Here is a 23,472-nt window from a genome sequence, read left to right as displayed (position 1 = left end):
GTAGTATTTGAACACCTCCTTGGCCAAGGCGAGGCCGCGGCTGCGTTCGTTCAGCGTCACCGGCAACTTCACCCGCCAGTTCATGCGTGGGGCGTAGTGGTCGCGGTAGTTTTCACCGACGCCGGGCAACGCGTGCTGGACCTCGATGCCCAGGGAGGACAGCAGCTCCGGGTTGCCGATGCCGGATAGTTCCAGGATGTGAGGGGACTTTACCGCGCCGGCGGCCAGGATGACCTCGCGGTTGGCATGCGCTTCCTTGGCCACGCCGCCCTGGGTGTAGGCGACGCCGACGGCGCGCTTGCCTTTCAGCAGCACCTTCGTCGTCAGGGATTCGGTTTCGATCTTCAGGTTGGGGCGGTTGCGGATCGGATCGAGGTAGCCGCGCGCGCAGGACCAACGTTCGCCGTTCTTCTGGGTGACCTGGAAATAGCCGAACCCTTCCTGGTGGCCGTTGTTGTAGTCCTTGTTGCGCGGGTAGCCCTGGTCCACCGCGGCGTCGATGAACGCATCCAGCAGTTCGGCGCGTTCCCGCATGTGCTCGACGTTCAACGGGCCGCCGCGGCCGCGCGAGTCGTCACCGCCCGGGCCAAAATGTTCGGCCTTGCGGAAATAGGGCAGCACCGAGTCGTAGCCCCAGCCCCGGTTCCCGTATTGCGACCATGTGTTGTAGTCGAGCGGGTTGCCGCGGACATACAGCATGCCGTTGATGGCGCTGGACCCGCCCAGGGTGCGTCCACGCGGGATGGGAATGCGCCGGTTATTGGCGTTGGGTTCCGGTTCGCTCTCGAAATTCCAGTTATACGTTGGATTGTTGAGCAGTTTGGTGAAACCGGCTGGGATTCTGATCCACATGGAGCTGTCTTTCGGACCGGCTTCCAGCAGCAACACCGTGGCGCTTCTGTCCTCGCTCAGGCGGTTTGCCAGCACGCAACCGGCGGAACCGGCGCCCACGATGATGTAGTCGAACTCAGCCATCGTCTCATCCCTTGTTTGTGACAATCCTATACCCGGATCGGCGTCGACCGGAAGCTTGCCGCTTTGACTGCGGCGGGGGGTGTGGCAAGGATGCCGCTTGATGGCGGAAACTTCGACATTCTCCTTCCTGTCCTTGCTGCGGCACGGGGCAGGGAAGGCCTGGGCCAGGCAGTGGCGGGACGCGCAACCCAAGGCGTCGTACGACGTGGTGATCGTCGGCGCCGGTGGGCACGGCCTGGCGACGGCGTACTATCTGGCGAAGACGCACGGCATCCGCGACATCGCGGTGCTGGACAAAGGCTGGCTGGGCGGCGGCAACACCGGCCGCAACACCACCATCATCCGTTCTAACTATTTGCGGCCTGAGAGTGCGGCGCTCTACGAACATGCACTGACGCTGTGGGAAGGCCTGTCGCAGGCGCTGAACTACAACGTGATGTATTCGCCGCGCGGGGTGCTGATGCTGGCGCACACGCATCATGACGTGCAGGTGTTCAGGCGCCATGTGCATGCCAACAGGCTGCTGGGGATCGACAACGAATGGCTGACGCCGGCTGAGGTGAAGGCGTTCTGCCCGCCGTTGGATATCAGTCCCGACGTCCGTTATCCGGTGCTCGGTGCCGCCCTCCAGCGCCGCGGCGGAGTCGCTCGGCATGACGCGGTGGCCTGGGGTTATGCGCGTGCGGCCTCCGCGATGGGTGTCGATATCATCCAGAACTGCGCGGTGACCGGGATTGCGCGTGACCCGTCGGGCGCGGTGACCGGAGTCGAAACGACCCGCGGACCGATCGAGGCGAGGCGTATCGGTGTGGTGGCGGCTGGCCATACCAGTGTGGTGATGGCGATGGCCGGCGTGCGCATGCCGCTGGAATCGTTTCCGCTGCAAGCACTGGTCAGTGAGCCGGTGAAGCCGGTGATGCCCTGCGTGGTGATGTCGAACACCGTCCACGCCTATGTCTCCCAGTCCGACAAAGGGGAGTTGGTGATCGGCGCCGGCACGGATGCCTATCCATCCTACAGCCAGGCCGGCGGGCTGCATATCGCATCCGAGACATTGGCCGCGGTCTGCGAATTGTTTCCATCGTTCCGAAGGCTGCGGATGCTGCGCAACTGGGGCGGCATCGTCGATACCACGCCGGACCGCTCGCCTATCATCGGCCTGACGCCGGTGCCGGGGCTGTTCGTCAATTGCGGCTGGGGAACCGGTGGGTTCAAGGCCACGCCCGGGTCAGGAGACGTGTTCGCCGCGACGATCGCCAGCGGAACGCCGCATCCGATCGCCGCGCCGTTCAGCCTGGATCGTTTCGTGACCGGCCGCCTGATCGATGAGGCCGCGGCAGCGGCGGTGGCACACTGATGCTGCTGATTCCCTGCCCCTGGTGCGGACCTCGGCCGGAGAACGAATTTCGTTACGGTGGCCAGGCGCATGTGGTGCGGCCGCCAGATCCATCCTTGGTCGATGACGCCGCCTGGGGGGCGTATCTGTATCTGCGCGACAACCTGAAAGGCCGGCATACCGAACGTTGGCGGCATCTGCATGGTTGCGGACGCTTCTTCAATTGCGTCAGGGACACCGTCAGCGACCACATCGCGGCGACATACAAGCCTGGCGAGGCACCGCCGTCATGATGCAGCCGTTTCGTGCAGCGACAGGCGGGCGGGTCGATCGCACCAGCCCGATTCATTTCACCTTCGACGGACAGCGCTGCGCTGGCTTCCCCGGCGACACGTTGGCCTCGGCGCTGCTGGCAAACGGCGTCCATCTGGTGGGACGCTCATTTAAATACCACCGCCCGCGCGGCATTCTATCGGCCGGGTCGGAGGAGCCGAACGCGCTGGTCACGATCGATCGCGGGGCAGGGCGGATCACGCCGAACCTGCGCGCCACCCAGGTGGAACTGTACGACGGCCTGACCGCGCGCAGCCAGAACCGGTTTCCATCGCTACGATTCGATCTGGGCGCACTGGCCGGACTGGCCGCACCGCTATTGTCCGCCGGCTTCTACTACAAGAGTTTCATGTGGCCGCCGTCCTTCTGGAAGCGGCTGTATGAGCCGGCGATCCGCCGGGCGGCGGGGTTGGGCCGAGCGCCGGTGGATTCGGACCCGGATCGGTATTTGCATCGGTATGCGCATTGTGACGTGTTGATTGTTGGTGGTGGTCCCGCTGGCCTCGCCGCCGCACTGGGGGCGTCGGCGACCGGCGCTCGTGTGATCCTGTGCGATGAACAGGCGGAACTGGGCGGATCGCTGCTGGACGAACCGAATACCACGATCGACGGCTGGCCGGCGCCCGACTGGGTGCGGGAGGTTATTGCGACCCTCGCCGGTTCGGTGACGCTGCTGCCACGCACCACGGCGTTCGGTTGGTATCCGGGGAATCTGATCGGACTGGTGGAGCGGGTGACCGATCATCTCGGTGAACCGACTTCGGTGATGCCGAGGGAACGGTTGTGGCAGGTGCGCGCCGGTCGCGTCGTGCTGGCGACTGGCGCGATCGAGCGCCCGATGGTGTTCCCCGGCAACGACCGTCCCGGTGTGATGCTGGCTGGCGCGGCGCGCACCTATCTGCATCGTTACGGGGTCAAGGTCGGACAGCGCGTGGTGATCGCGACCGCCGACGACAGCGCCTATCGCGCAGCGATGGATCTGCATGCGGCGGGTATGACGATCGCCGCGATCGTCGATCAGCGCGCTGATCCGGACGGCGAAACCGTGGTTGCGGCCCGCCTACTTGGTATTCCAATTTACCCCGGCATGACGATTGGTGGCACGGAGGGCCGTCTTCGGGTTCATTCCGCCAAGCTGGCGAACGAAACCGATATCATTCCCTGTGATACGATCCTGATGTGCGGCGGTTGGACACCATCGGTGCACCTGTTCAGCCAATCGCGGGGGCGACTGGTGTTCGATGCCGCTTCCGGGGTCTATTTGCCGTCCGAGGGGGCGATCGGGGCCTGCGCCGGCGAATTCGACCTCACGGCATGCCTGCGCGACGGCGCCCTAGCCGGTGGCAGTGAGCCCCCGCCGTTCGCTATCGCCGGTATTCCGGCCATGCGCCGGTCCGGTCCGCCAGTGCCGGCGGCTCCGCATCGTTCCGCCTTCGTGGATTTCCAGAACGACGTGACAACGAAAGACCTGGCGATCGCGACGGACGAAGGGTTTGTCTCCATCGAGCATGTGAAGCGCTACACCACCACCGGGATGGCGACCGACCAGGGGAAGACGTCCAACCTGAATGCGCTGGCCTCGGTGGCGGCACTGACCGGGCAGGGGATCGAGGCAGTCGGCCTGACCACATTCCGGCCGCCTTTTACACCGGTGACATTCGGTGCCCTCGCCGGGCCGTTCCGCGATGCGCTGTCCGCGCCGGTGCGGCTGCCGCCCATCGCCACGCCAGGCGCGATGCTGGAGGACGTCGGCACCTGGAAGCGTGCCCGCTGCTTCCCGCGTGACAACGAAACGATCGATACCGCGGTGATCCGCGAATGCCTGGCGGTACGCGGCGACGCGGGGATGCTCGATGCCAGCACATTGGGCAAGATCGAGGTCGCCGGACCGGATGCGGCGGCGTTCCTGAGCCGCATCTACACCGGCGACTTCACCACCCTGGCACCCGGCCGCTGCCGCTACGCAGTGCTCCTCGGCGAGGACGGTTTCATCCGTGACGACGGCATCGTCGCCCGCCTCGCCGCCGATCGGTTCCATGTCACCACCACGACCGGCGGTGCGGCGTTCGTGCTGCATCACATGGAAGACTACCTACAGACCGAATTCACCAGCCTGCGCGTATGGCTGACATCGATCACCGAACAATGGGCGGTGATCGCGGTGCAGGGGCCAAAATCAGCCGAACATCTGGCACCGTTCATTCCGGACGTAGATCTTTCCACCATGCCGCACATGAGCGTGCGCGAAACCCGTATCGGCAATATCCCAATCCGTCTGTTCCGCGTCAGCTTCACCGGTGAAACCGGCTTCGAGATCAACCTGCCACCGCACCACGCGCAACGCGTGTGGGATACGCTGCGGCAACATGGGGTCACCCCATACGGCACCGACGCGATGCATCTGCTGCGCGCCGAGAAAGGCTACATCATCGTCCGGCAGGAGACGGATGGAACGGTCACCCCGGACGATGTCGGCCTCGGCTGGACGATCGGTGGCGGCGACTTCGTCGGCAAGCGATCCCTGTCACTGCCGGACCTGAAGCGGTCGGATCGCAAGCAACTTGTAGGTCTGCTCCCGGACGACCCCACCGCCATGCCGGAGGAAGGGGCCGCCGTGACCGATGGCGCCGAGGCGATCGGCCACGTCACGTCGTCCTACCGTAGCCCCACGCTGGGACGCGCTTTTGCGCTCGCCCTGGTCACAGGCGGACGCTCGCGGATCGGCAAGCCTTTGCAGGTGCCGACGCCGCACCGCGCCATAGGCGTGACGGTCAGCGAACCCATCTTCCTCGACAAAGCCGGAGACCGCCTGCGCGCGCGACCGCTGCCGCGTGCCGCCGGCGAACCCCTGCTAGCCGCTGTGGACCAACTGGCGCCGGTCGCCCGCCCTTGCGGCACGGTCCAACTGACCGTCCTCGCCCCCACCACGCGCCTGGCGATCCGCGCGGGAACCGTGGCCGGCACCGCGATCGGCCTGGCGCTGGGTGTGCTGCTGCCCACCGTCCCCTGCCGCTCCGTCATCGCCCGCGACCGAGCAGCCCTGTGGCTCGGTCCGGACGAATGGCTGGTCGTCGCCCCCGAAGGCGCATCCGACCTGGCTGCGCAGGCAACGAAAGCGGCCGCCGACCACCCGGCGAGCATCGTCGATGTATCCCACCGCTCGCGAACCCTGGAGATCACCGGTCCCCGTGCCGCCTGGTGCCTGAACGCATTCTGTGCCCTGGACCTGGATATATCCGCGTTTCCCGTGGGTATGTGTACCCGCACGCGCCTGGGCCACGCGGAAATCGTGCTGTGGCGGATTGCGCCGGAGGTCTTCCACCTGGATGTCCCCAGGTCTTTCGTGCCCTACGTCTGGGCATGCCTGGAGGAGGCACGGTTGGAATGGACCGATCCCGAGCCTGTGATGATGCCGTGAAAGAAAAGCTGTCTTTTTTTACCGGATGATGTATGAAGGTCGAACGGCTGAACTTTTCAGCCGGGGCAAGATCCCTATTTCGCGCTACCCTGCGTCATCATTGACCGCATCGTGGTGCGCCGTTCTCTCCCCAATTGAAAAGTAAGATATCCCGCATGTGCGTGGGATTTGGCCAGTTGCGGAGACTTCACGTGGCTTCAGGTACTGTAAAATGGTTCAACCCCCAGAAGGGTTTCGGTTTCATTCAGCCGTCCGACGGCTCCAAGGACGTGTTCGTCCATATCTCGGCTGTTGAACGCGCTGGGCTCAAGACCCTCAATGAGGGTCAGACGATCAGCTTCGAGCTGGAGCGTGGACAGCAGGGCAAGACCTCGGCCGTCAATCTTCAGGCGAGCTGACATGCCGGGCGGCGTGTTATGCGCCGCCCCTAATGTTTCGAGAAGGGACGCCCATTGACCGAATATAAGTTCGCGGCTGGCGACAAAGTCGCCCTGATGACGAATAGTTCGAATGTCAATGTCCGACCCGGGATTTATACGATTGTCCGACGTATGCCGGTGACCCAGATCGGGTGCCAGTACCGGGCGAAGAGCGCGCTGGATAACCACGAACGTGTGGTTGATGAGGCGCAGCTTCGGCGCGCCTGAAAACTCGGTAATCGCGGCTCATAGCGCACTGCGTGCGCTTCTTACAATTCCCGTCCGCATCCAGATGGTCTAGCCTTCCTCGCAACGCCAACAACGAAGCGAGGAAACGATGGACTTCCACGGCAAGGTCGCCCTGATCACAGGCGCCGGCAACGGAATCGGCCGAGCTGCCGCGCTGGGTTTTTCCAGCCGCGGGGCCAAGGTGGTTATCGTGGACCGCGATCAGGCGGCAGGTGAGGCCACCGCCGGTATTTTGCGTCAGCAGGGTGGTGAGGCGTTTTTCGTGCCCGCCGATGTCACCCAATCGGCCGACGTGCAGAATTATGTGAAACTGGCGGTGGAGAAATACGGCTCCATCGACTGCTTCTACAACAATGCCGGCATCGAGGGCAGCGTCGCCCCTACCCATCAATACGATGAAGAGATGTTCGACCGCGTCATGGCGATCAACGTCAAAGGCGTGTTCCTTGGCATGCGCCACGTCCTGCCGGTCATGCTGAAGCAGGGCAGTGGGTCGGTGGTGAACACGGCTTCGGTGGCCGGTCTGGTTGCCTCGCCCGGGATGCCGGCCTATGTCGCGTCCAAGCACGCCGTTATCGGCCTGACCAAGACAGCGGCGGGCGAGGTCGCTCGCAACGGCATCCGTGTCAACGCCGTCTGCCCCGGTCCCATCGACACGCGCATGATCCATTCCCTGGAATCTATGCTGAACCCCGACGATCCCAGCAGTGTCGGCACGCGCTATCAGTCTAACATCCCTATCGGTCGCTACGGCACCGCCGAGGAAGTCGCGAACCTGGTGATCTTCCTGTCCTCGGACCTCGCGTCGAACATCACCGGGGCGCAATATGTCGTGGATGGCGGACGCACCGCCACCGGCGGCGCCGTCACCAACAACCTGGTGCGCTGAGATGCTGCTGGACGGGAAGCTGGCGCTGGTTACCGGCGCCGGATCGGGCATCGGCGAGGGCATCGCCAAGGCCATGGCGCAACACGGCGCGAAGGTGATCGTCACTGACGTGAATGAAGCCGGCGCATCCCGTGTCGCCTCCGCCATCGGCACCGAGCACTACGTGCTGGACGTATCGGACCGGGCCGCTTGCGATGCCTTGGCAAAACAGGTCGGGCCGGTCTCTATTCTGGTCAACAACGCGGGTATCATCCGCCGCAGCAAGCTGGAAGCCAGCACCAACCGGGCCGATTGGGACCTGACCCTGGCCGTCAATCTCGACGGTCCCTACAACATGGTCACGGCGTTCCTCGATCAGTTGAAGGCCACCAAGGGATCGGTGATCAACATCGGGTCCATCCAGTCGTTCGTCGCGCTGCCGAATTCGGCTGCCTACACCACGTCCAAGGGCGGGGTGCGGGCGTTGACCAAGGCGCTGGCGATCGAGCTGTCGCCGCAAGGTGTGCGCGTCAACGCCATCGGCCCCGGCATGATCGCCACCAACATCAACACGCACGCTCGGCAAAACCCCGACTACATGGCCAATTTCACCAATCGGATTCCGCTGGGGCGGATTGGCGAGCCGGCCGATATCGCCGGCCCCGCTGTGTTCCTGGCCTCCGACCTTGCCCGCTACATCACCGGCGTGACCCTGCCGGTGGATGGCGGGTTCCTGGCGTATTGACCATGAAGACCATCCGCACCCCGGTTCTGGAAATCGCCTACCTGGAATCCGGTCCGCCGGACGGCCAGGCCGTCATCCTGCTGCACGGATGGCCGTCCGACGTCCACGACTACGATCAGGTGGCCCCGCCACTGGCCCAGGCCGGCTTCCGCGTCCTGGTCCCCTGGCTTCGAGGCTACGGCGCCACGCGGTTCCTGGACCCGGCCACACCGCGCAGTGGGCAGCAGGCCGCACTGGGATCGGATGTGCGGGATTTCATGGACGCGCTGTCGATCGGGTCCGCGATTTTGGTCGGCTACGACTGGGGCGGACGGGCCGCGTGCGTGGTCTCGGCGTTGTGGCCGGAACGTGTATCCGGCCTGGTCTCGATCACCGGTTACGGTATTCAGGACATCGCGGGCGCCGTTCGGCCTGGTTCGGCGGAACAGGAACATCGCTACTGGTATCAGTGGTATTTCCATACCGATCGCGGTGTCGCCGGCCTGACCTCGAATCGCTCCGAGATCACCCGCCTGCTGTGGCACCTGTGGTCGCCGAACTGGGCCTTCGACGATGCAACGTTGCAGGCGACAACGGCGAGTTTCGACAATCCCGACTTCGTCGCCGTGACGATCCAGTCCTATCGCCACCGTTACGGCAACGCCGCTGGCGATCCCGCCTACGATATGCTGGAAGCCGCGCTGGCGGCGCAGCCGCCGATCCCGGTCCCGACGATCGTCCTGCACGGCGAGGCGGACGGCGTTGGCTCGCCGGCCGGTTCGATTCCGCGCGATCGGCTGTTCTCCAACCTTTTGCAGCGGCGGCTGATCCCCCGGGCGGGGCATTTCCTGTCGAGGGAAAATCCCGATGACGTCGTGGCCGCCGTGAAGGAGTTGATGGGTCGTGCGGCCTAGCTGCGCCGCAAAGGAAGCCAGAAAGCAAGGACCTAACGCAGAAAAAAAGGACGATGCACGCAAAGCACGCAGATGCGGTGGTCATAGCGCGTTGGCCACGCGTTTGATGTCCAGCCGTGGCCTGCCAAAATTCAGCAGCAAGCCGAGCCGCAGACCGGATGCCTTGAGGCATAGAGCGTGATGCGCGTCATCCAGCGCTTTGGTGGCTTTCAATTCGACCAGAAGCGCTTTCTCGACCACCAGATCGACGACGTATTCGCCAACCGTCATGCCATCGTAAACGACGGAAAGCCAATGCTGCTGCGCGACGGTCAGTCCAGCCTTGCGCAACTCATGGGCCAGGGCATTTTCGTAGACTTTCTCCAGAAACCGGGCTCCGAGCGTTTAAGTACGGTAAACGCACAGCCAATGACGCGTCCCGATAGGGCATTGAGTCGCTCTTCATCTGCGTGTTTGGCGTGCATCTGCTTTTCTATCTGCGTTAGGCCCTTCCTTCGCGACGCTGCCAGCAAATCGTTGCCCAAAGCCTAACAAGCGCTGATCCAACCGCAATCGACGTTGACTTCGCCGCCAGCCCTCGCCATAAGCCCGCCATCCGGGTCAACCTGTTACCCGGTCCCCGCCTGACGCGGGGGCTACGCCGCTCCGCGAGGGTTCGCGCAGCGGCGCATAATTGTTTGGAGAATCACCACCCGTGTTCGAGGCACTTTCGGACAAGCTGTCAGGGGTATTCGACCGGCTCCGCACCCGCGGATCGCTGGGCGAGGCCGACGTCACCGAGGCGCTGCGGGAAGTCCGCCTGGCGCTGCTGGATGCCGACGTCGCCCTGCCGGTGGTGCGCGACTTCATCGCCAAGGTCCGTGAGCGCGCGATCGGCGCCGAGGTGCTGTCCTCGGTCACGCCCGGCCAGCAGGTCGTCAAGATCGTCAACGACGTGATGATCGAGGCGCTGGGTGGCGCCGGCGCCGTGCCCATCAACCTGAATGCCGCCGCCCCGGTGCCGATCCTGATGGTCGGGCTGCAGGGCTCCGGCAAGACCACCACGTCCGGAAAAATCGCCCGCCGCCTGTCGGAGCGTCTGAAGCGCCGCGTCCTGCTGGCCAGCCTGGACACCCAGCGCCCCGCCGCGCAGTTGCAATTGGCGCAGTTGGCCGACCAGGCCGGCGTGCCCAGCCTGCCGATCGTCGCCGGCCAGACTCCGGTGCAGATCGCCATCCGGGCGATGGATGTCGGCCGGCGGGAAGGCTTCGACGTCGTCATCCTCGACACCGCGGGCCGCCTGTCGATCGACCAGGAACTGATGGATGAGGTCCGTCAGGTCCGCGCCGCCACCAACCCGGCGGAAACGCTGCTGGTCGTCGATGCGATGACCGGCCAGGACGCCGTCAACACCGCCAAGGCGTTCAACGACGCGCTGTCGATCACCGGCATCGTGCTGACCCGCATGGACGGCGACGCCCGTGGCGGCGCGGCGCTGTCGATGCGTGCCATCACCGGCGCCCCGATCAAGCTGATCGGCGTCGGCGAAAAGCAGGACGCGCTGGAGGATTTCCACCCCGAACGCGTCGCCGGCCGCATCCTCGGCATGGGCGACATCGTTGGGTTGGTCGAACGCGCCAGTGAAACGATTGACCAGGCGGAGGCTGAGAAGCTTGCCGCCAAGATGATGAAGGGGAAGTTCGACCTGGACGACTATGCCAGTCAGCTTCGCCAGATCAGCAAGATGGGCAGCCTGTCCGGGATCCTCGGGATGCTGCCCGGGGTGGGCAAGATCAAGCAGCAGCTTGAGGGCGCCGACCTGGATACGAAGGTCTTCAAACGGCAGGCGGCGATCATCTCATCGATGACGATGAAGGAACGTCGCACGCCGGATATCATCAAGGCGAACCGGAAGAAGCGCATCGCCGCTGGGTCCGGGACGACCGTCCAGGACGTGAACCGGCTGCTGAAGCAGTTCGACGACATGTCCACGATGATGAAGAAAATGAGCAAGCTGGGGCAGAAGGGCCTGATGCGTCATGGCCTTGGTGCCCTGATGCCGAAAGGCATGTCTCCGCAAAACCGCCGACCCTATTGAACCAGGAGTGACAGTTACATGGGCCTGAAAATCCGCCTTGCCCGCGCCGGTGCCAAGAAGCGTCCGTACTACCACATCGTGATCGCCGACAGCCGCAGCCCGCGCGACGGCCGCTTCATCGAGCGTGTCGGCAGCTACAACCCGATGCTGCCGGCCGAACACGAAGACCGCATCCGCTTGCAGCCGGAGCGTCTGGCGCATTGGATCGGCAACGGCGCGGTGGCGACCGAACGGGTGGCGAAGTTCCTCGGCAAGGCGGGGCTGGCCCCGATGCCGAAGTGGAATGAGCAGCCCGTGCAGTCCGCGCCGAAGAAGAAGGCGCAGGAACGCGCCAAGGCTGCCGCCACGGCTGCTGCCGCAGCATAAGTCGGGCCAGTGCCGGACAGCCGCATTCAGTTGGGCGTAATCGGACGGGCGCATGGCGTGCGCGGGTTGGTGAAGATCACCAGCCACACCGCCGACCCCGCCGATCTGACCGCGTACGGACCGTTGTCCGACGCGGAGGGGCGCCTGCTGACCCTGCGCTGGAAGGCCGACGGCATCGCCGAGGTCACGCGTCATATCGATGGCGTGCCGGTCAAGGTGACCGACCGCGCCCAGGCGGAAAAGCTGACCAACACGAAGCTGTTCGTCGATCGGTCGGCTCTGCCGCCGGCTGATGACGACGAGTACTACCTGACGGACCTGATCGGCCTGTCCGTGGTGGACCCGTCGGGACGGGCGCTTGGTGTGGTTTCCGTGGTGCATGACTACGGCGCCGGCGCCAGTCTGGAAGTCGCCGCACCTGGGGTGCCGCTGATCGTCCCGTTCACCGCCGCCTGTGTGCCGACGGTGGATATCGCCGGCGGCCGTCTGGTGGTGGTGGCGCCGGATGAAATCATCGTCGCGGAAGACGCTGGAACGGTTCCGGCCTCGGAAGCGGAGGAAGCGGCATGACCTGGCGCGCCTCTGTCCTGACGTTGTTCCCGGCGATGTTTCCGGGTTCGTTGGGTCAATCCCTGGCGGGCCGAGCGCTGGAGACCGGGGTATGGTCGTTGGATGTGACCAATATCCGGGATTTCGCCAACGATCGGCACAAGACGGTGGATGACACCCCGTTTGGCGGCGGTGCGGGCATGGTGCTGCGACCGGATATCGTCGACGCGGCGGTTGCCTCGGTCGCCGATGACCGTCCGGTGGTGTGCCTGACGCCGCGAGGCCGGCGTTTTACCCAGGCGGATGCCCAGCGGTTTGCCGCCGGACCGGGGGCGATCCTGCTGTGCGGCCGTTACGAGGGCATCGATCAGCGCGTCATCGAGGCGCGTGCGATGGATGAAGTCAGCATCGGCGACTACGTGCTGTCGGGTGGCGAATTGGCGGCGCTGGTGCTGCTGGACAGCATCGTGCGGCTGCTGCCCGGCGTGATGGGCGCGGCCGAAAGCGCCGAGGACGAAAGCTTCTCCGCCGGCCTGTTGGAATACCCCCACTATACCCGTCCGGCCGAATGGCAGGGGCACCGGGTGCCGGACGTGCTGCTGTCCGGCCATCACGGCGCTGTCGCTGCCTGGCGGCAAGCAGAATCGAAACGAATCACCCGCGAACGCCGACCCGATCTGTTGGCCGCGGCTCCATAGGAAAGCAAGAGGACAAAGCGATGAACATTATCCAGCAGTACGAAGCGGAGCAGATCGCCCGCCTGACCGCCACCCGCGCCGTCCCCGACTTCATTCCCGGCGACACGCTGCGCGTTTCCGTGAAGGTCGTCGAAGGTGAGCGCACCCGCGTCCAGGCGTTCGAGGGCGTCTGCATCGCCCGCTCCAACAAGGGCCTGAACAGCAATTTCACCGTGCGCAAGATCAGCTATGGCGAAGGTGTGGAGCGTGTGTTCCCGCTGTATGCGCCGACGATCGCGGAGATCGCCGTGGTGCGCCGTGGCGACGTGCGCCGCGCCAAGCTGTATTATCTGCGTGGCCGCAGCGGCAAGTCGGCTCGTATTGCCGAACGTGCCAGGTCGACGACACAGACGCAGACGGCGGCTCCCGCGGACACCGCGGCGGCCGAGTAAGGCCGGACTCTGCACAAGGGGCGGTCCCCCGTGACGGGCCTGCCCCCGGGTTGGGGCTGGCTGCGGGGGAAGGTTCCATAGGCGTCAGGATGGTGTTCGGACGCTTTACCCGTCATGGCCGGGACACGCCTAGCTACGGCGGATGGGCCGGCGTCGGTGGTGGGGACACGAGGGGATGACCGGCACTTAACCCCCTAATTCGGCGCCTGTATTGACGCAGAGCCTTACTGGATCAGATGGCCCGGACTGACGCCGGGCCATGACGAAGCAACTGGAACTGGCCATGACGAATCGACTGGGGCTGGCCATGACGCGTCAGGAGTCGGCCCCGACGGCAGTTCAAGAGTCGGCCTCAACACAGTTGGTATTATCCCTCTAATTCAAGTTCTGCTGTTGAATTGGCCCACGTCCGTCGGACGGCGCGGCCTGATACCCGTTCGGTTCCTGCCCACCCTGCTGCTGGTACTGGGGTTGGTATTGCGGCTGTGGCCGGTACTGAGGCTGATACTGCGGCGGCGCATAACCCTGCTGCGGCGGCGGGGGAGGCGGCGGCATAGACGGACGTTCGTTTCGTGTCCCGTACCGCGTCAGCACGTCGCGCATCGGATCGGCACCCGGATTGGCGCCCTGCATCTGAATCACTAGCTGCCGAGCCCCGACGGGTTGGCCGTAATAGGCTTGGTTCCAGTCGGTTTGGGTGGACATCACGCTGCCTTCCAGCGCGACGCCGCCGAACAGGCCGCGGCTGGCGGCGAACGCGACGATATCGGCCCCCACCGCTGCCGTGGTCGATCCCTGCACGCCGGCGCCCAGCGTCGCCACCGCGATGCCGGCATTCGCGCCCAGCTTGATCTGGCTGTCGAGGACGGCATTCAGGCCATGGCGCGTCATGATCAGCATCAGCAACTGATTGTCCTCGATGCCGAACTGGAAGCCGAAGCTGCCGCTGCCGATCGTGTAGAACGCGGGGTAGGACCATGTGCCGTTGCCGGCGCGGGCCAGCAGCACGCAGTTGCCGCCCTCACCGCCGAAGAAGAAGCCGGCCTTGAAGATGCGCGGACAGACCATCACGGCCTTGGCGCTCCGCAGCAGGTCGCGCGGATCCCGCGACACCGTCTGCGTCATCATCTCCTGCACCGTCAGGGTGGCTCGATCCACCAGGGTCTGTTGGGCGCCATGCCCATCGTCGACCGAACACGCGGTTGGCAGCAACGTCAGCGCCGCCAGCGCGGCGGTTGCCAGGAATCGGATCATGCGTCGGTTTCTCCTTGCCGTCCTGAATCATGCTTGCCATAGGCCGAACGGCCGAGTCGGGTGGAGCCTGTTTGAGCAGCGCGGCGATTTTAGGGCGACCCCAACCATCGTCTCGCGGCCCGCGGATTGCACGGCACTGACGGCTTGATTGTTTGCTTGCCAACAAAGGCATGCCGTGTACCGTTCCGGTGTGGTACATGATGCGATGCCGGCAAGCACAGGGGACAAAAGGGATGATGCAGCACACGGGCCGTAAGGGAATCGATCGCCGCGGACTGGCCTTGGTGGCCGGTTTATTGCCCGTGATGGGCCTGGTCGGGCTGGCTTCCACGAAGGCAGAAGCCCAGACATCGGCCGAGAGCACGTTCGACCGGGTGCGCCGCACCAAGGTTCTCCGCATTGCCGCGCTGCCGGGTGAATTGCCCTATTTCCAGAAGGACCTCGCGACCGGGGCGTGGTCCGGCGCCTGCATTTCCATGGCGCTCGATATCGCGAAAGTGTTCGATTCAAAGCTGGAGTATGTTGAGTCGACCTATGGCAACTCGGTGCTGGACCTGCAGTCCAACAAGGTCGACCTCGCTTTCGCGCTGAACCCAACCCCGGCTCGGGCGCTGTCGATCAGCTTCACCAATCCGATGATCATCCATCCGTTCGGCTGCCTGGCGAAGCACGGGCTGGTGCCGAAGACCTGGGACGACCTGAACAAGCCGGAACTGACCGTCGTCTTCGACCTCGGCAGCCTGCACGAGACTGCCGCTCGGCGGTATTGCCCGAAAGCGAACCTGGTTGGCTTCAAGACGCGCGACGAATGCACATTGGCGTTGCAGTCGGGCCGAGCCGACGCGCACATCCAGGCGGCTCTGCTGGGGCTGTCGACGGTGGGCAAGAATCCGTCGCTCGGGCCGTATTACCTGCTGACCAACCCGACCGTGGCGCTGCCTAGCTGCCTCGGGTTGCAGCGCGAGCCGGATACGCGCTTCAAGGAAGTGATCAACGCCTGGCTGGATATGAACCGCGGCACCGGGCAGCTTCGCGAGTGGATGCTGGAGGGGTTGGCGAAATTCGGCGTGACCCGCGAGCAGGTGCCCGCCAACCTGACATTCTGAACGGCGAAGGGGGAGGAGTCCCGCGTTGCACTATCAATGGGACTTCTACTTCCTGTGGCGGTATGCGCCGCTTCTGGAGCGGGGTGTGCTGGTTACCCTGGGCTACACCGCCGTCACCATCGTTATCGGCCTGATCATCGGGCTGCTGCTGGGGCTGGGACGGCTGACGCGGTCACGGCTGCTGAACGTCCCGCTGATCGCCTTCATCGAGGCGTTCCGCTGCACGCCGCTGCTGGTCCAGATCGTCTGGTTTTACTATGCGTTGCCGGTGTTGCTGGGCATCCAGATCCCGGCTGTGGTGGCCGGGATCATGACGCTGTCCTGCTACACCGGCGTGTTCTACGCGGAGATTTTCCGGGGCGGCATCATCTCGATCGAGCAGGGCCAGTGGGATGCGGCCCGAGCGCTGGGGCTGCGGCGGTGGCATGTGATGCGGCTGGTGATCTTGCCGCAGGCGATCCGGCGGATGATCCCGCCGTTCGTCAACCAGTCGATCACGCAGTTGAAGAACACGTCGCTGGTTTCGACGATCGCGGTGCCGGACCTGCTGTATAACGGGACACTGATCACGGCGGATACGTATCGGCCGCTGGAGGTTTACACCGTAATCGCGGTGATTTACTTCGCGTTGCTGTTTCCCAGCACGTTGCTGGCGCAGGCGTATGAACGGCGGTTGGCGAAGCGGCCGAAGTAAACGCGTTCGGTCATGGCGCTTTCCTCGTTTTTGGCTGGCTCAGCAGGGCGCGTATCGAGGCAAGGAAGTACGCCGCTTCGTTGATAGCGCTCCGCGCCTTGTCCGTTGGCACCGCCTCTGCGAGATAATCGCCCGTCAGGCGTAGCTCGTGGACCCGGCCCAAAGGAGGGCCGCGCTCGCCGCGTCGAACATTGCATAATAGGCACAGTTGGCCGCGCCGTCACCATCGTCCGCCTCCAGCAGTAACCGAACCGAAGCCAGTGCTCTATCGGCTTTGTCCAAAAGCTTTTCAGTCATCCAAGCCTGACGCCTTCCGCGGCGATGTTACGGATCAACGCCGGATTCACGAAGCGCTCGGGGTGCGCGAGGTCATCTTCCCAAACCGGCAAAGGCTGGACCAGAATTCCGGTCTCCAGCAGCACGTCGAACGCTATGCCCGCCATGTCCAGTTTGGTGTCGATGAAGTCCCCGCGCTGCCCCTTGAGGACGACGGCGAGGTCGAGGTCGCTGTCCGGGCGATGGTCGCCGCGCGCCCGGGAGCCGAACAGGATGGCCTGCTCAACGTCGTAGGCCGAGAGTTTACGCAGCAACGCCGCGGCAACCCGTCGTTCGGTCGCCCTGTCCGTGCGATCTGAAAACTCAAATTTCATGCATTGTTTGTAGCACGACTTGGGCCGATTTTCCACGGCTTCCGCCTTTCTCCTGACCGTCACTGTTCGATCGCTCGCGTTTCCCGATACAATGCGGCATGCCGAACCGTTTGCTGCACACGATCGAGGGGAAACGACTGGAGGATCGGGAGGCGTGGCTCCAATGGGGGCCATATCTCGCCGAACGCCAATGGGGGACCGTCCGGGAAGACTATTCGGCGGATGGCAACGCCTGGACCTATTTTCCGTTCGAGCATGCGCGCAGCCGCGTCTACCGCTGGGGGGAGGACGGCATCGCCGGCTTCACCGACGATCGGTTGCGCTGGTGCCTGTCGCTGGCGCTGTGGAACGGGCGCGACCCGATCCTGAAGGAGCGGATGTTCGGCCTGACTAACGCCCAGGGCAATCACGGGGAAGATGTCAAGGAACTGTATTATTTCCTCGATGGCACGCCCAGCCACTCGTACATGCGGATGTTGTATAAATATCCCCAGGCGGCGTTTCCATATGACGCGCTGATCGCCGAGAACGCGCGCCGCGGCCTGGACCAGCCGGAATACGAACTGCTGGACACAGGAGTCCTCGACGAGGATCGGTATTTCGACGTAACGGTGGAATATGCCAAGGCGGCGCCGGACGATATCCTGATCCGCGTCACCATCGACAATCGCGGACCGGAGGCCGCCGATCTGCACGTGTTGCCGCAGCTTTGGGGGCGCAACACCTGGGATTGGCGGACGGGTATCCCAGAGCCTCGGTTGACCCTGGCGGATGGCGGGGTGAACGCCTGGCATAACCGCATGGAAGAACGGCACCTGTCGATCGATAGCGCAGCGGACTGGCTGTTCTGCCGCAATGAAACCAATACGCCGCTTCTGTACGGATCGAAGGCCGAGGGACCGTTCAAGGACGGCATCAACGATTTCGTCGTGAACGGCCGAACGGATGCGGTGGACCGCACGCAAGGCACCAAATGTGCCGCCCATGTCAGGCTGACGATCCCGGCGGCCGGGCGGCACGTGCTGCGGCTACGCTGGCGCCCATCCGCCAACGCCGGCGACCCGTTCGCCGATCATGACGCACTGTTCGCCCAGCGCATCGCCGAGGCCGACGCGTTCTATGCGTCCCTGCAGGCCAACATGGCCGATCCGGATGCACGTCTCGTGCAGCGCCAGGCGTTGGCCGGCATGCTGTGGTCCAAACAACTCTACCGCTACGACGTGCGCCGCTGGCTGGAAGGCGATCCGTTGCAGCCGATACCACCCGCGGGACGCGACGAGGTCCGCAACGGCGATTGGCGGCACCTCAACAACCGCGACATCATCGCGATGCCGGATACCTGGGAATATCCGTGGTACGCGTCGTGGGACCTGGCGTTCCACGCCGTGACGTTCGGGCTGATCGATCCGGAGTTCGCTAAGCAGCAGATCCTGATGCTGACGCATGAATGGTACATGCATCCGAACGGGTCGTTGCCGGCATATGAATGGGCGTTCGGCGACGTCAATCCGCCGGTGCATGCCTGGGCCGCCTGGCGGGTGTTCCGAATGGATGCCGGATTGCGCGGCACGCCGGATTTCGAGTTCCTGGAGCGCGTCTTCCACAAGCTGATGATCAATTTCACCGGCTGGGTAAACCGCCAGGACGCCGACGGCCGCAACGTTTTCCAGGGCGGCTTCCTCGGGCTGGACAATATCGGCGTATTCGATCGCAGCCAGAAACTGCCCGTCGCCGGGCGGGTCGATCAGTCCGACGGCACGTCCTGGATGGGGATGTACGCGTTGAACATGATGCGCATCTCGCTGGAGCTTGCGACGCGCAACCCGGTCTACCAGTCGACGGCGACGAAGTTCTTCGAGCATTTCCTCGGCATCGCCGAGGCCATGACGCAGCAGAACGGCCGGCTGGGGCTTTGGGACGAACAGGACCAGTTCTACCACAGCGTGCTGCGACGGCCGGACGGGTCGGTCATTCCGATGCGGCTGTTCTCGCTGGTCGGGCTGTTCCCGCTGTTCGCGGTCGAGGTGCTGGAGCCCGACATGCTGGAACGCTGTCCGGAATTCGCCGAACGCCTGCGATGGGTGCTGAATCATCGGCCCGATCTAGCCGGTCTGGTCTCGCGTTGGACTGTGGAGGGGCAGGGGTCGCGACGCCTGCTGTCGCTGCTTCGCGGCCATCGGATGAAGGCGCTGTTGCGGCGGATGCTGGATGAAACAGCATTTTTGTCGCCGTACGGCGTGCGTAGCGTGTCGCGTGAGCATCTGGACAAACCGTTCGAACTGGACCTGGAGGGCCAGCATTTCAGCGTCGGCTACGTCCCGGGCGACAGCAACAGCCGAGCGTTCGGTGGGAACTCGAATTGGCGCGGGCCGGTGTGGATGCCGGTGAACGCCATGCTTGTGGAGGCGTTGTACGGCTTCCATCGTTACTATGGTGACGATTTCCGTATCGAATATCCGGTCGGATCGGGCACCACGTGCAGTCTGCGGGAGATCGCCGATGAATTGTCGGCACGCCTGACGCGGCTGTTCCTGCGTGGCGCGGACGGGCGGCGGCCGGCGTTCGGGAATGTGGACCGGTTGCAGAACGATCCGCATTTCCGCGATCATCTACAGTTCTATGAGTATTTTCACGGCGATACCGGGCAGGGGCTGGGTGCCTCGCACCAGACCGGGTGGACCGGCCTGGTGGCGCTGCTGCTGCACAGACGCCTGGCGCACGACCCGACCCGAATGGATATGCCGAGGGGATAGAAACAGGTCGCGTTGGCACTGACGCACCAGCCTCGTCATGGACCGGCGCAGTCCGGGCCATCTGCTACCACAAGGTGTTGGATCAGATGGCCCGGACTGCGCCGTGCCATGACGACGTTGGCAAATCACGGCATGAACGCGCCGCCGTTCACGTGGATCGTCTGTCCGGTCACGTAACGGGCCTCAGGCGAGCACAGGAAGCGCACCATCGCGGCGATTTCATCGGGTTGGCCTCGGCGGCCCAGTAGGGCGTCGGGCAGAAGGGAACGGCCATGGTTGCCGCCCGCCGCCGCGCCGCGAATGGTTTCGATCGACCCCGGAACGACCGTGTTCACCGTGATATTGTCTCCCGCCAGTTCCTTCGCCAGCGCCCGTGTCAGCCCGACCATCCCGGCTTTCGCGGTGATCGCATGCACCCGCCCGACAGCGCCCACATGCGCCGAGATACCGCCCAGGTTGACGATCGTCCCACCGCCCGCCTTGGCAATGTGGGGCGCCGCCGCGTGTGCGCAGTAGAACGCACCGTCCAGCGTCGTGCCCATGATCTCCCGCCATTCCTCCGGCGTCATATCGGCGAATTTGGTCTGCCGTCGTGCCGAGGCGTTGTTGACCAGCACGTCCAGCCGGCCGAAATGCCCGACCGCCGCTTCCACCAGGCCACGCGCCTGCGCCGGATCGCTGATATCCGCCAGATGCACGATGGCGTCGGTGCCTGCGTCACGCACCTGACGCGCAGTTTCGGCAGCGTCATGTTCGGATTGACGGGCGGTGACGACGATGGAAAATCCATCGCGCGCCAAATGCAGCGCGGTTGCCCTGCCGATATTCAGTGCGCTGCCGGTCACAATGGCAACCTTCGTTTGATCGGACATCTGTAAACTCCCAACGGTTGCGACGATTGGACGGCGAAACGGCTGCCGATGCAAGCGCGCCTAAACTGAGGCTGGTGCGACGCCCGAACGTGCTGTCAGTGCCTCCTTGGCGGCGGTCTGGAACGTGGCGCCGGCCGGCAGCACGACCGCGGCGGAGCGCACCCGATGCGTCGCCGGATCTGTGCCGGGTGGTGGCGTGCCTTTGTCCGCCAGGGCCTGCGCCGCCCGCATCAGCCGGCCGCGCGCCATGACGATGCCGTTGTCGGTCGCGGTCAGGTGCTCCCTCGAGCGGTCGATGATCGGTCCCATGCTTTCCTGCAACGACGCATCCTGCATGGCGATACCGGCGACACCGCTATACGTCGTGCCGGCCTTCTGTGCGGCGCGATCCATCAGGTAGTCGTTGTCGCGGTTGGCGAGCGGAATATATGTGCCGGGCATAGTGCGCGTGTGAATGCCCTTGCCGTCGCGCATCGCCTGCACCTCCGCGTCGGTCAGCGCGCGTGTCGGATGATAATCAAAACTCCACGCCCAGCAGGATTCATCGTCGATCGGGATCCAGAAATGCCCGTGCACCGGATGCTGGCCGCGCGGCGGGATCATGGTGAAGGACGGCATGCACCAGGGCGTGATCCGCCAATAATGCGTCCCCGGTTCGGCGTTGCGGCGGACACCAATGAACAACCCGGCCGGCTGCTCCGCCACCTCGAACACCGGCCTGACATCGCCCATGTTGTAGTCGTTGCCGCGCGACCCGGTCATCAGCGGATCGGAGCGAAGCGCGTCGCGATGCAGCCAGGACACATGGCTGGAATCGATCCCGCCCTCCAGCGCCTGCGCCCAGTTACAGTATTGCAGCCGCTTGGAGACATAAGTCTGCGCCGGCGGCACCAGGGCGAATTCATATTCCGGCAAGCCCGGCTGATGTTCGGCAGGTCCCATATAGGTCCACAACACGCCGCCACGCTCGACCAGCGGATAAGACCGTAGCCGGGTGCGGGTCCTGAACCCGCTGCTCTCCGGTTCGGACGGCAGGTCCACGCACTGGCCGGTGACATCGTATTTCCAGCCGTGATACGGGCAGCGCAGGCCGCATTCCTCGTTGCGGCCGAACCACAGCGAGACGCCGCGATGGGCGCAGTATTCATCCATCAGCCCCAGGCGGCCATCGCTGTCGCGAAACGCGATCAGCGGCTCCGACAGCAGCCGCACGCGCACCGGCGGGCCGTCACTCTCGGATAATTCCTCGGCCAGCAGGGCAGGGATCCAGTAGCGCCGGAACAGCGCGCCCATCGGCGTTGCGGGACCGGTCTGTGTCAGCAGGTCATTTTGTTCCTTGCGCAGCATGACATCCTCCTGAGCCGATTGGTTTTTATTTCGATACAGATATCTCCGGCGGCTGCGGCGATTGGACAGGAAAACCCGTTTGGTGTGCAATGGGGGAGAAGCCCATCAGGAGGAACCCATGGCCCAGATCCCATCATCGGCGTCGCGCGATGCCGTCCGCAACACCGTCCCCAAGATGATCGAACTGACCGAGAAGGTGCTGTTCGGCGACGTCTGGGAACGCCCCGAACTGTCCAAGCGCGACCGCAGCCTGATCGTCTGCGCCGTGCTGGTCGCCACCTACCGGCCGGAACAGTTGCGCGGCCATCTGCAGCGCGCGTTGGACAACGGCCTGACCAAGACCGAAATCTCCGAGATGATCACGCACGTGGCGTTCTACGCCGGCTGGCCCGCTTCGATGTCGGCGGCGAACATCGCACGTGAAATTTTCGAGGCGAACCCGTAATTCAGCGCCGGCACTGACAGGAAGATAGCAACGATGAAGGCAGGCTTTATCGGCCTCGGCACCATGGGTGCCAGCATGGCCGCGAATTTACAGAAGGGTGTCCAGAAGGACGGCAATACCGTCCTGGTGCATGACGTTCGCCGGGAAGCGGCGGCGTCGCACATCAAGAACGGCGCGACATGGGTGGACAGCCCGGCGGCGCTGGCAGCCGAGTGCGACATCATCTTCTCCTCGCTGCCAGGCCCAGTCGAGTTCGACGCGGTGACCTACGGCGAAAACGGCCTGCTGTCGGCGATCCGCAAGGGGGCGGCGTATTTCGACCTGACCACGAACTCGCCCACCACGGTGCGCAAGGCGCATGCCGATTACGAGAAGAAGGGCGCCTACCTGTTCGACGCCCCGGTTAGCGGCGGGCCGCGCGGTGCGGCATCCGGCAAGCTGGCGATCTGGTGCGGCGGCGATGCCGAGGTATTCGACAAGTGGAAGCCGGTGCTGGACACCATCGGTGACGCGGCGAAATACATCGGCCCGATCGGCGCCGGTTCGGTCGCCAAGCTGGTGCACAACTGCTACGGCTACATCGCCACCGCGGCCGCGGCCGAAGTGTTCAGCATGGGCGTGAAGGCCGGCATCGAGCCGCTGGCGATCTGGGAAGCTGTCCGCGAGGGCGCGATCGGCCGGCGCGGCGCCTTCGAGTCGATGACCGACCAGTTCCTGCCCAACAAATACGAACCGGCCGCCTTCGCCCTGCGCCTGGCTCACAAGGACGTATCGCTGGCCACCGCGCTGGGGCGTGAGCTGAACGTGCCGATGCGGCTGGCGAACCTGGCGCTGGCCGATTTGTCGGAAGGCCTGAACCGCGGCTGGGGTCATCGCGACTCGCGTTCGATCATGGTTTTGCAGACTGAACGTGCCGGGGTGGAGATCAAGGTCGATCCGCAGCGGCTGACCGAGGCGATGGAGAAGAAGGCCAAGCCGAGTTAGGATTCGGTGG

The 23,472-nt window shown here is 64.5% G+C and carries 25 protein-coding genes; 18 read left to right on the top strand and 7 right to left on the bottom strand.

The features are described 5' to 3' along the window. A partial coding sequence (locus tag GSQ89_RS33345) for a GMC family oxidoreductase (RefSeq protein ID WP_174254965.1) occupies nucleotides 1-975 on the bottom strand: 975 nt, incomplete at its 3' end. 100 nt (nucleotides 976-1,075) lie between these two features. Between GSQ89_RS33345 and GSQ89_RS33340 the strand changes: the two genes are divergently transcribed. The 8 genes from GSQ89_RS33340 (at nucleotide 1,076) to GSQ89_RS33305 (ending at nucleotide 9,236) form a co-directional block, all read left to right on the top strand. Then, entirely contained in the window at nucleotides 1,076-2,332 is a 1,257-nt protein-coding gene (locus GSQ89_RS33340) for a sarcosine oxidase subunit beta family protein (protein WP_158932413.1), read from the top strand. After that, the gene (locus tag GSQ89_RS33335) at nucleotides 2,332-2,604 is read left to right on the top strand and encodes a sarcosine oxidase subunit delta (RefSeq protein WP_158932412.1); all 273 of its coding nucleotides are present in this window, start codon (nucleotides 2,332-2,334) and stop codon (nucleotides 2,602-2,604) included. The genes GSQ89_RS33340 and GSQ89_RS33335 overlap by 1 nt, the downstream gene beginning before the upstream one ends. Further along, nucleotides 2,601-6,062 carry a sarcosine oxidase subunit alpha family protein gene (locus GSQ89_RS33330; RefSeq protein ID WP_158932411.1) on the top strand — a complete coding sequence of 1,154 codons (3,462 nt, stop codon included), beginning with the start codon at nucleotides 2,601-2,603 and terminating at the stop codon, nucleotides 6,060-6,062. The genes GSQ89_RS33335 and GSQ89_RS33330 overlap by 4 nt, the downstream gene beginning before the upstream one ends. A 191-nt stretch (nucleotides 6,063-6,253) precedes the next feature. Beyond that, nucleotides 6,254-6,460 carry a cold-shock protein gene (locus GSQ89_RS33325; protein ID WP_158932410.1) on the top strand — a complete coding sequence of 69 codons (207 nt, stop codon included), beginning with the start codon at nucleotides 6,254-6,256 and terminating at the stop codon, nucleotides 6,458-6,460. A 54-nt stretch (nucleotides 6,461-6,514) separates the two neighbouring features. After that, entirely contained in the window at nucleotides 6,515-6,709 is a 195-nt protein-coding gene (locus GSQ89_RS33320) for a hypothetical protein (protein ID WP_158932409.1), read from the top strand. Between the two features lie 109 nt (nucleotides 6,710-6,818). Continuing rightward, entirely contained in the window at nucleotides 6,819-7,619 is an 801-nt protein-coding gene (locus GSQ89_RS33315) for an SDR family NAD(P)-dependent oxidoreductase (RefSeq protein ID WP_158932408.1), read from the top strand. Between the two features lies 1 nt (nucleotide 7,620). Beyond that, the gene (locus GSQ89_RS33310) at nucleotides 7,621-8,343 is read left to right on the top strand and encodes an SDR family NAD(P)-dependent oxidoreductase (protein ID WP_158932407.1); all 723 of its coding nucleotides are present in this window, start codon (nucleotides 7,621-7,623) and stop codon (nucleotides 8,341-8,343) included. 2 nt (nucleotides 8,344-8,345) lie between these two features. Next, entirely contained in the window at nucleotides 8,346-9,236 is an 891-nt protein-coding gene (locus tag GSQ89_RS33305; protein WP_158932406.1) for an alpha/beta fold hydrolase, read from the top strand. A gap of 81 nt (nucleotides 9,237-9,317) precedes the next feature. Here the strand turns inward: GSQ89_RS33305 and GSQ89_RS33300 are convergent, their stop codons facing one another. Continuing rightward, nucleotides 9,318-9,566 (bottom strand): GxxExxY protein, encoded by a 249-nt coding sequence (locus GSQ89_RS33300; protein WP_254073479.1) that lies wholly within the window; start codon nucleotides 9,564-9,566, stop codon nucleotides 9,318-9,320. 364 nt (nucleotides 9,567-9,930) lie between these two features. On the opposite strand from GSQ89_RS33300, the gene ffh reads away from it, so the two are divergent. From ffh to rplS, 5 genes are read left to right on the top strand one after another with little or no spacing between them, the layout of a single operon-like run. After that, a complete protein-coding gene (gene ffh / locus GSQ89_RS33295) occupies nucleotides 9,931-11,313 on the top strand; it encodes a signal recognition particle protein (protein ID WP_158932405.1) in 1,383 nt (460 codons plus the stop codon). 18 nt (nucleotides 11,314-11,331) lie between these two features. After that, nucleotides 11,332-11,679 (top strand): 30S ribosomal protein S16, encoded by a 348-nt coding sequence (rpsP, locus tag GSQ89_RS33290; protein ID WP_158932404.1) that lies wholly within the window; start codon nucleotides 11,332-11,334, stop codon nucleotides 11,677-11,679. A 9-nt stretch (nucleotides 11,680-11,688) separates the two neighbouring features. Further along, nucleotides 11,689-12,249, top strand: a complete 561-nt coding sequence (gene rimM, locus GSQ89_RS33285; protein ID WP_158932403.1) for a ribosome maturation factor RimM — start codon at nucleotides 11,689-11,691, stop codon at nucleotides 12,247-12,249. Beyond that, nucleotides 12,246-12,926: a tRNA (guanosine(37)-N1)-methyltransferase TrmD gene (trmD, locus tag GSQ89_RS33280; RefSeq protein ID WP_158932402.1), complete on the top strand. Its 681-nt coding sequence runs from the start codon at nucleotides 12,246-12,248 to the stop codon at nucleotides 12,924-12,926. Before rimM ends, trmD begins: the two co-directional genes overlap by 4 nt. A 20-nt stretch (nucleotides 12,927-12,946) precedes the next feature. Continuing rightward, nucleotides 12,947-13,357, top strand: a complete 411-nt coding sequence (rplS, locus tag GSQ89_RS33275; RefSeq protein WP_158932401.1) for a 50S ribosomal protein L19 — start codon at nucleotides 12,947-12,949, stop codon at nucleotides 13,355-13,357. Nucleotides 13,358-13,732: 375 nt separating this feature from the next. Here the strand turns inward: rplS and GSQ89_RS33270 are convergent, their stop codons facing one another. Further along, a complete protein-coding gene (locus GSQ89_RS33270) occupies nucleotides 13,733-14,611 on the bottom strand; it encodes a lipid-binding SYLF domain-containing protein (protein ID WP_158932400.1) in 879 nt (292 codons plus the stop codon). Between the two features lie 233 nt (nucleotides 14,612-14,844). On the opposite strand from GSQ89_RS33270, the gene GSQ89_RS33265 reads away from it, so the two are divergent. Both GSQ89_RS33265 and GSQ89_RS33260 read left to right on the top strand, forming a co-directional pair. Next, nucleotides 14,845-15,717, top strand: coding sequence for a transporter substrate-binding domain-containing protein (locus tag GSQ89_RS33265; protein ID WP_216856535.1), 873 nt, complete (start codon nucleotides 14,845-14,847; stop codon nucleotides 15,715-15,717). A gap of 25 nt (nucleotides 15,718-15,742) precedes the next feature. Further along, nucleotides 15,743-16,411, top strand: coding sequence for an amino acid ABC transporter permease (locus tag GSQ89_RS33260; RefSeq protein ID WP_158932399.1), 669 nt, complete (start codon nucleotides 15,743-15,745; stop codon nucleotides 16,409-16,411). A 135-nt stretch (nucleotides 16,412-16,546) separates the two neighbouring features. Here GSQ89_RS33260 and GSQ89_RS33255 read toward each other — a convergent pair whose 3' ends face one another. Both GSQ89_RS33255 and GSQ89_RS33250 read right to left on the bottom strand, forming a co-directional pair. Further along, nucleotides 16,547-16,708, bottom strand: coding sequence for a HEPN domain-containing protein (locus tag GSQ89_RS33255; RefSeq protein WP_158932398.1), 162 nt, complete (start codon nucleotides 16,706-16,708; stop codon nucleotides 16,547-16,549). Further along, complete coding sequence (locus GSQ89_RS33250) at nucleotides 16,705-17,061, bottom strand: nucleotidyltransferase family protein (RefSeq protein WP_158932397.1); 357 nt, start codon at nucleotides 17,059-17,061, stop codon at nucleotides 16,705-16,707. Before GSQ89_RS33250 ends, GSQ89_RS33255 begins: the two co-directional genes overlap by 4 nt. 98 nt (nucleotides 17,062-17,159) lie before the next feature. Here GSQ89_RS33250 and GSQ89_RS33245 point away from each other — a divergent pair, with 98 nt between their 5' ends. After that, nucleotides 17,160-19,814, top strand: coding sequence for an MGH1-like glycoside hydrolase domain-containing protein (locus GSQ89_RS33245; RefSeq protein ID WP_158932396.1), 2,655 nt, complete (start codon nucleotides 17,160-17,162; stop codon nucleotides 19,812-19,814). Nucleotides 19,815-19,939: 125 nt separating this feature from the next. Here GSQ89_RS33245 and GSQ89_RS33240 read toward each other — a convergent pair whose 3' ends face one another. Next, on the bottom strand, nucleotides 19,940-20,686 hold the full coding sequence (locus tag GSQ89_RS33240; protein WP_158932395.1) for an SDR family NAD(P)-dependent oxidoreductase: 747 nt from the start codon (nucleotides 20,684-20,686) through the stop codon (nucleotides 19,940-19,942). Nucleotides 20,687-20,746: 60 nt separating this feature from the next. Further along, entirely contained in the window at nucleotides 20,747-22,033 is a 1,287-nt protein-coding gene (locus GSQ89_RS33235; protein WP_158932394.1) for a Rieske 2Fe-2S domain-containing protein, read from the bottom strand. Nucleotides 22,034-22,151: 118 nt separating this feature from the next. Between GSQ89_RS33235 and GSQ89_RS33230 the strand changes: the two genes are divergently transcribed. Next, a complete protein-coding gene (locus tag GSQ89_RS33230; protein WP_158932393.1) occupies nucleotides 22,152-22,478 on the top strand; it encodes a carboxymuconolactone decarboxylase family protein in 327 nt (108 codons plus the stop codon). 33 nt (nucleotides 22,479-22,511) lie between these two features. Beyond that, nucleotides 22,512-23,462: an NAD(P)-dependent oxidoreductase gene (locus tag GSQ89_RS33225; RefSeq protein WP_158932392.1), complete on the top strand. Its 951-nt coding sequence runs from the start codon at nucleotides 22,512-22,514 to the stop codon at nucleotides 23,460-23,462. Nucleotides 23,463-23,472 lie beyond the last annotated feature (10 nt).

Origin of the sequence: Acidisphaera sp. S103 (genome assembly GCF_009765975.1) — a bacterium.
Classification (GTDB): Bacteria; Pseudomonadota; Alphaproteobacteria; order Acetobacterales; family Acetobacteraceae; genus Rhodopila.
The sequence above is the reverse complement of the archived record's forward strand: the minus strand, read 5'-3'. Positions and strand labels throughout refer to the sequence as shown.

What these genes read in the sequence shown, in the direction of transcription:
- GSQ89_RS33340 (WP_158932413.1), top strand. Translation starts at nt 1,076, where the DNA reads ATGGCGGAAACTTCGACATTCTCCTTCCTGTCCTTGCTGCGGCACGGG.
- GSQ89_RS33335 (WP_158932412.1), top strand. Translation starts at nt 2,332, where the DNA reads ATGCTGCTGATTCCCTGCCCCTGGTGCGGACCTCGGCCGGAGAACGAA.
- GSQ89_RS33330 (WP_158932411.1), top strand. Translation starts at nt 2,601, where the DNA reads ATGATGCAGCCGTTTCGTGCAGCGACAGGCGGGCGGGTCGATCGCACC.
- GSQ89_RS33315 (WP_158932408.1), top strand. Translation starts at nt 6,819, where the DNA reads ATGGACTTCCACGGCAAGGTCGCCCTGATCACAGGCGCCGGCAACGGA.
- GSQ89_RS33310 (WP_158932407.1), top strand. Translation starts at nt 7,621, where the DNA reads ATGCTGCTGGACGGGAAGCTGGCGCTGGTTACCGGCGCCGGATCGGGC.
- GSQ89_RS33305 (WP_158932406.1), top strand. Translation starts at nt 8,346, where the DNA reads ATGAAGACCATCCGCACCCCGGTTCTGGAAATCGCCTACCTGGAATCC.
- rpsP (WP_158932404.1), top strand. Translation starts at nt 11,332, where the DNA reads ATGGGCCTGAAAATCCGCCTTGCCCGCGCCGGTGCCAAGAAGCGTCCG.
- trmD (WP_158932402.1), top strand. Translation starts at nt 12,246, where the DNA reads ATGACCTGGCGCGCCTCTGTCCTGACGTTGTTCCCGGCGATGTTTCCG.
- rplS (WP_158932401.1), top strand. Translation starts at nt 12,947, where the DNA reads ATGAACATTATCCAGCAGTACGAAGCGGAGCAGATCGCCCGCCTGACC.
- GSQ89_RS33270 (WP_158932400.1), bottom strand. Translation starts at nt 14,611, where the DNA reads ATGATCCGATTCCTGGCAACCGCCGCGCTGGCGGCGCTGACGTTGCTG.
- GSQ89_RS33265 (WP_216856535.1), top strand. Translation starts at nt 14,845, where the DNA reads ATGATGCAGCACACGGGCCGTAAGGGAATCGATCGCCGCGGACTGGCC.
- GSQ89_RS33255 (WP_158932398.1), bottom strand. Translation starts at nt 16,708, where the DNA reads ATGACTGAAAAGCTTTTGGACAAAGCCGATAGAGCACTGGCTTCGGTT.
- GSQ89_RS33250 (WP_158932397.1), bottom strand. Translation starts at nt 17,061, where the DNA reads ATGAAATTTGAGTTTTCAGATCGCACGGACAGGGCGACCGAACGACGG.
- GSQ89_RS33245 (WP_158932396.1), top strand. Translation starts at nt 17,160, where the DNA reads ATGCCGAACCGTTTGCTGCACACGATCGAGGGGAAACGACTGGAGGAT.
- GSQ89_RS33240 (WP_158932395.1), bottom strand. Translation starts at nt 20,686, where the DNA reads ATGTCCGATCAAACGAAGGTTGCCATTGTGACCGGCAGCGCACTGAAT.
- GSQ89_RS33235 (WP_158932394.1), bottom strand. Translation starts at nt 22,033, where the DNA reads ATGCTGCGCAAGGAACAAAATGACCTGCTGACACAGACCGGTCCCGCA.
- GSQ89_RS33230 (WP_158932393.1), top strand. Translation starts at nt 22,152, where the DNA reads ATGGCCCAGATCCCATCATCGGCGTCGCGCGATGCCGTCCGCAACACC.
- GSQ89_RS33225 (WP_158932392.1), top strand. Translation starts at nt 22,512, where the DNA reads ATGAAGGCAGGCTTTATCGGCCTCGGCACCATGGGTGCCAGCATGGCC.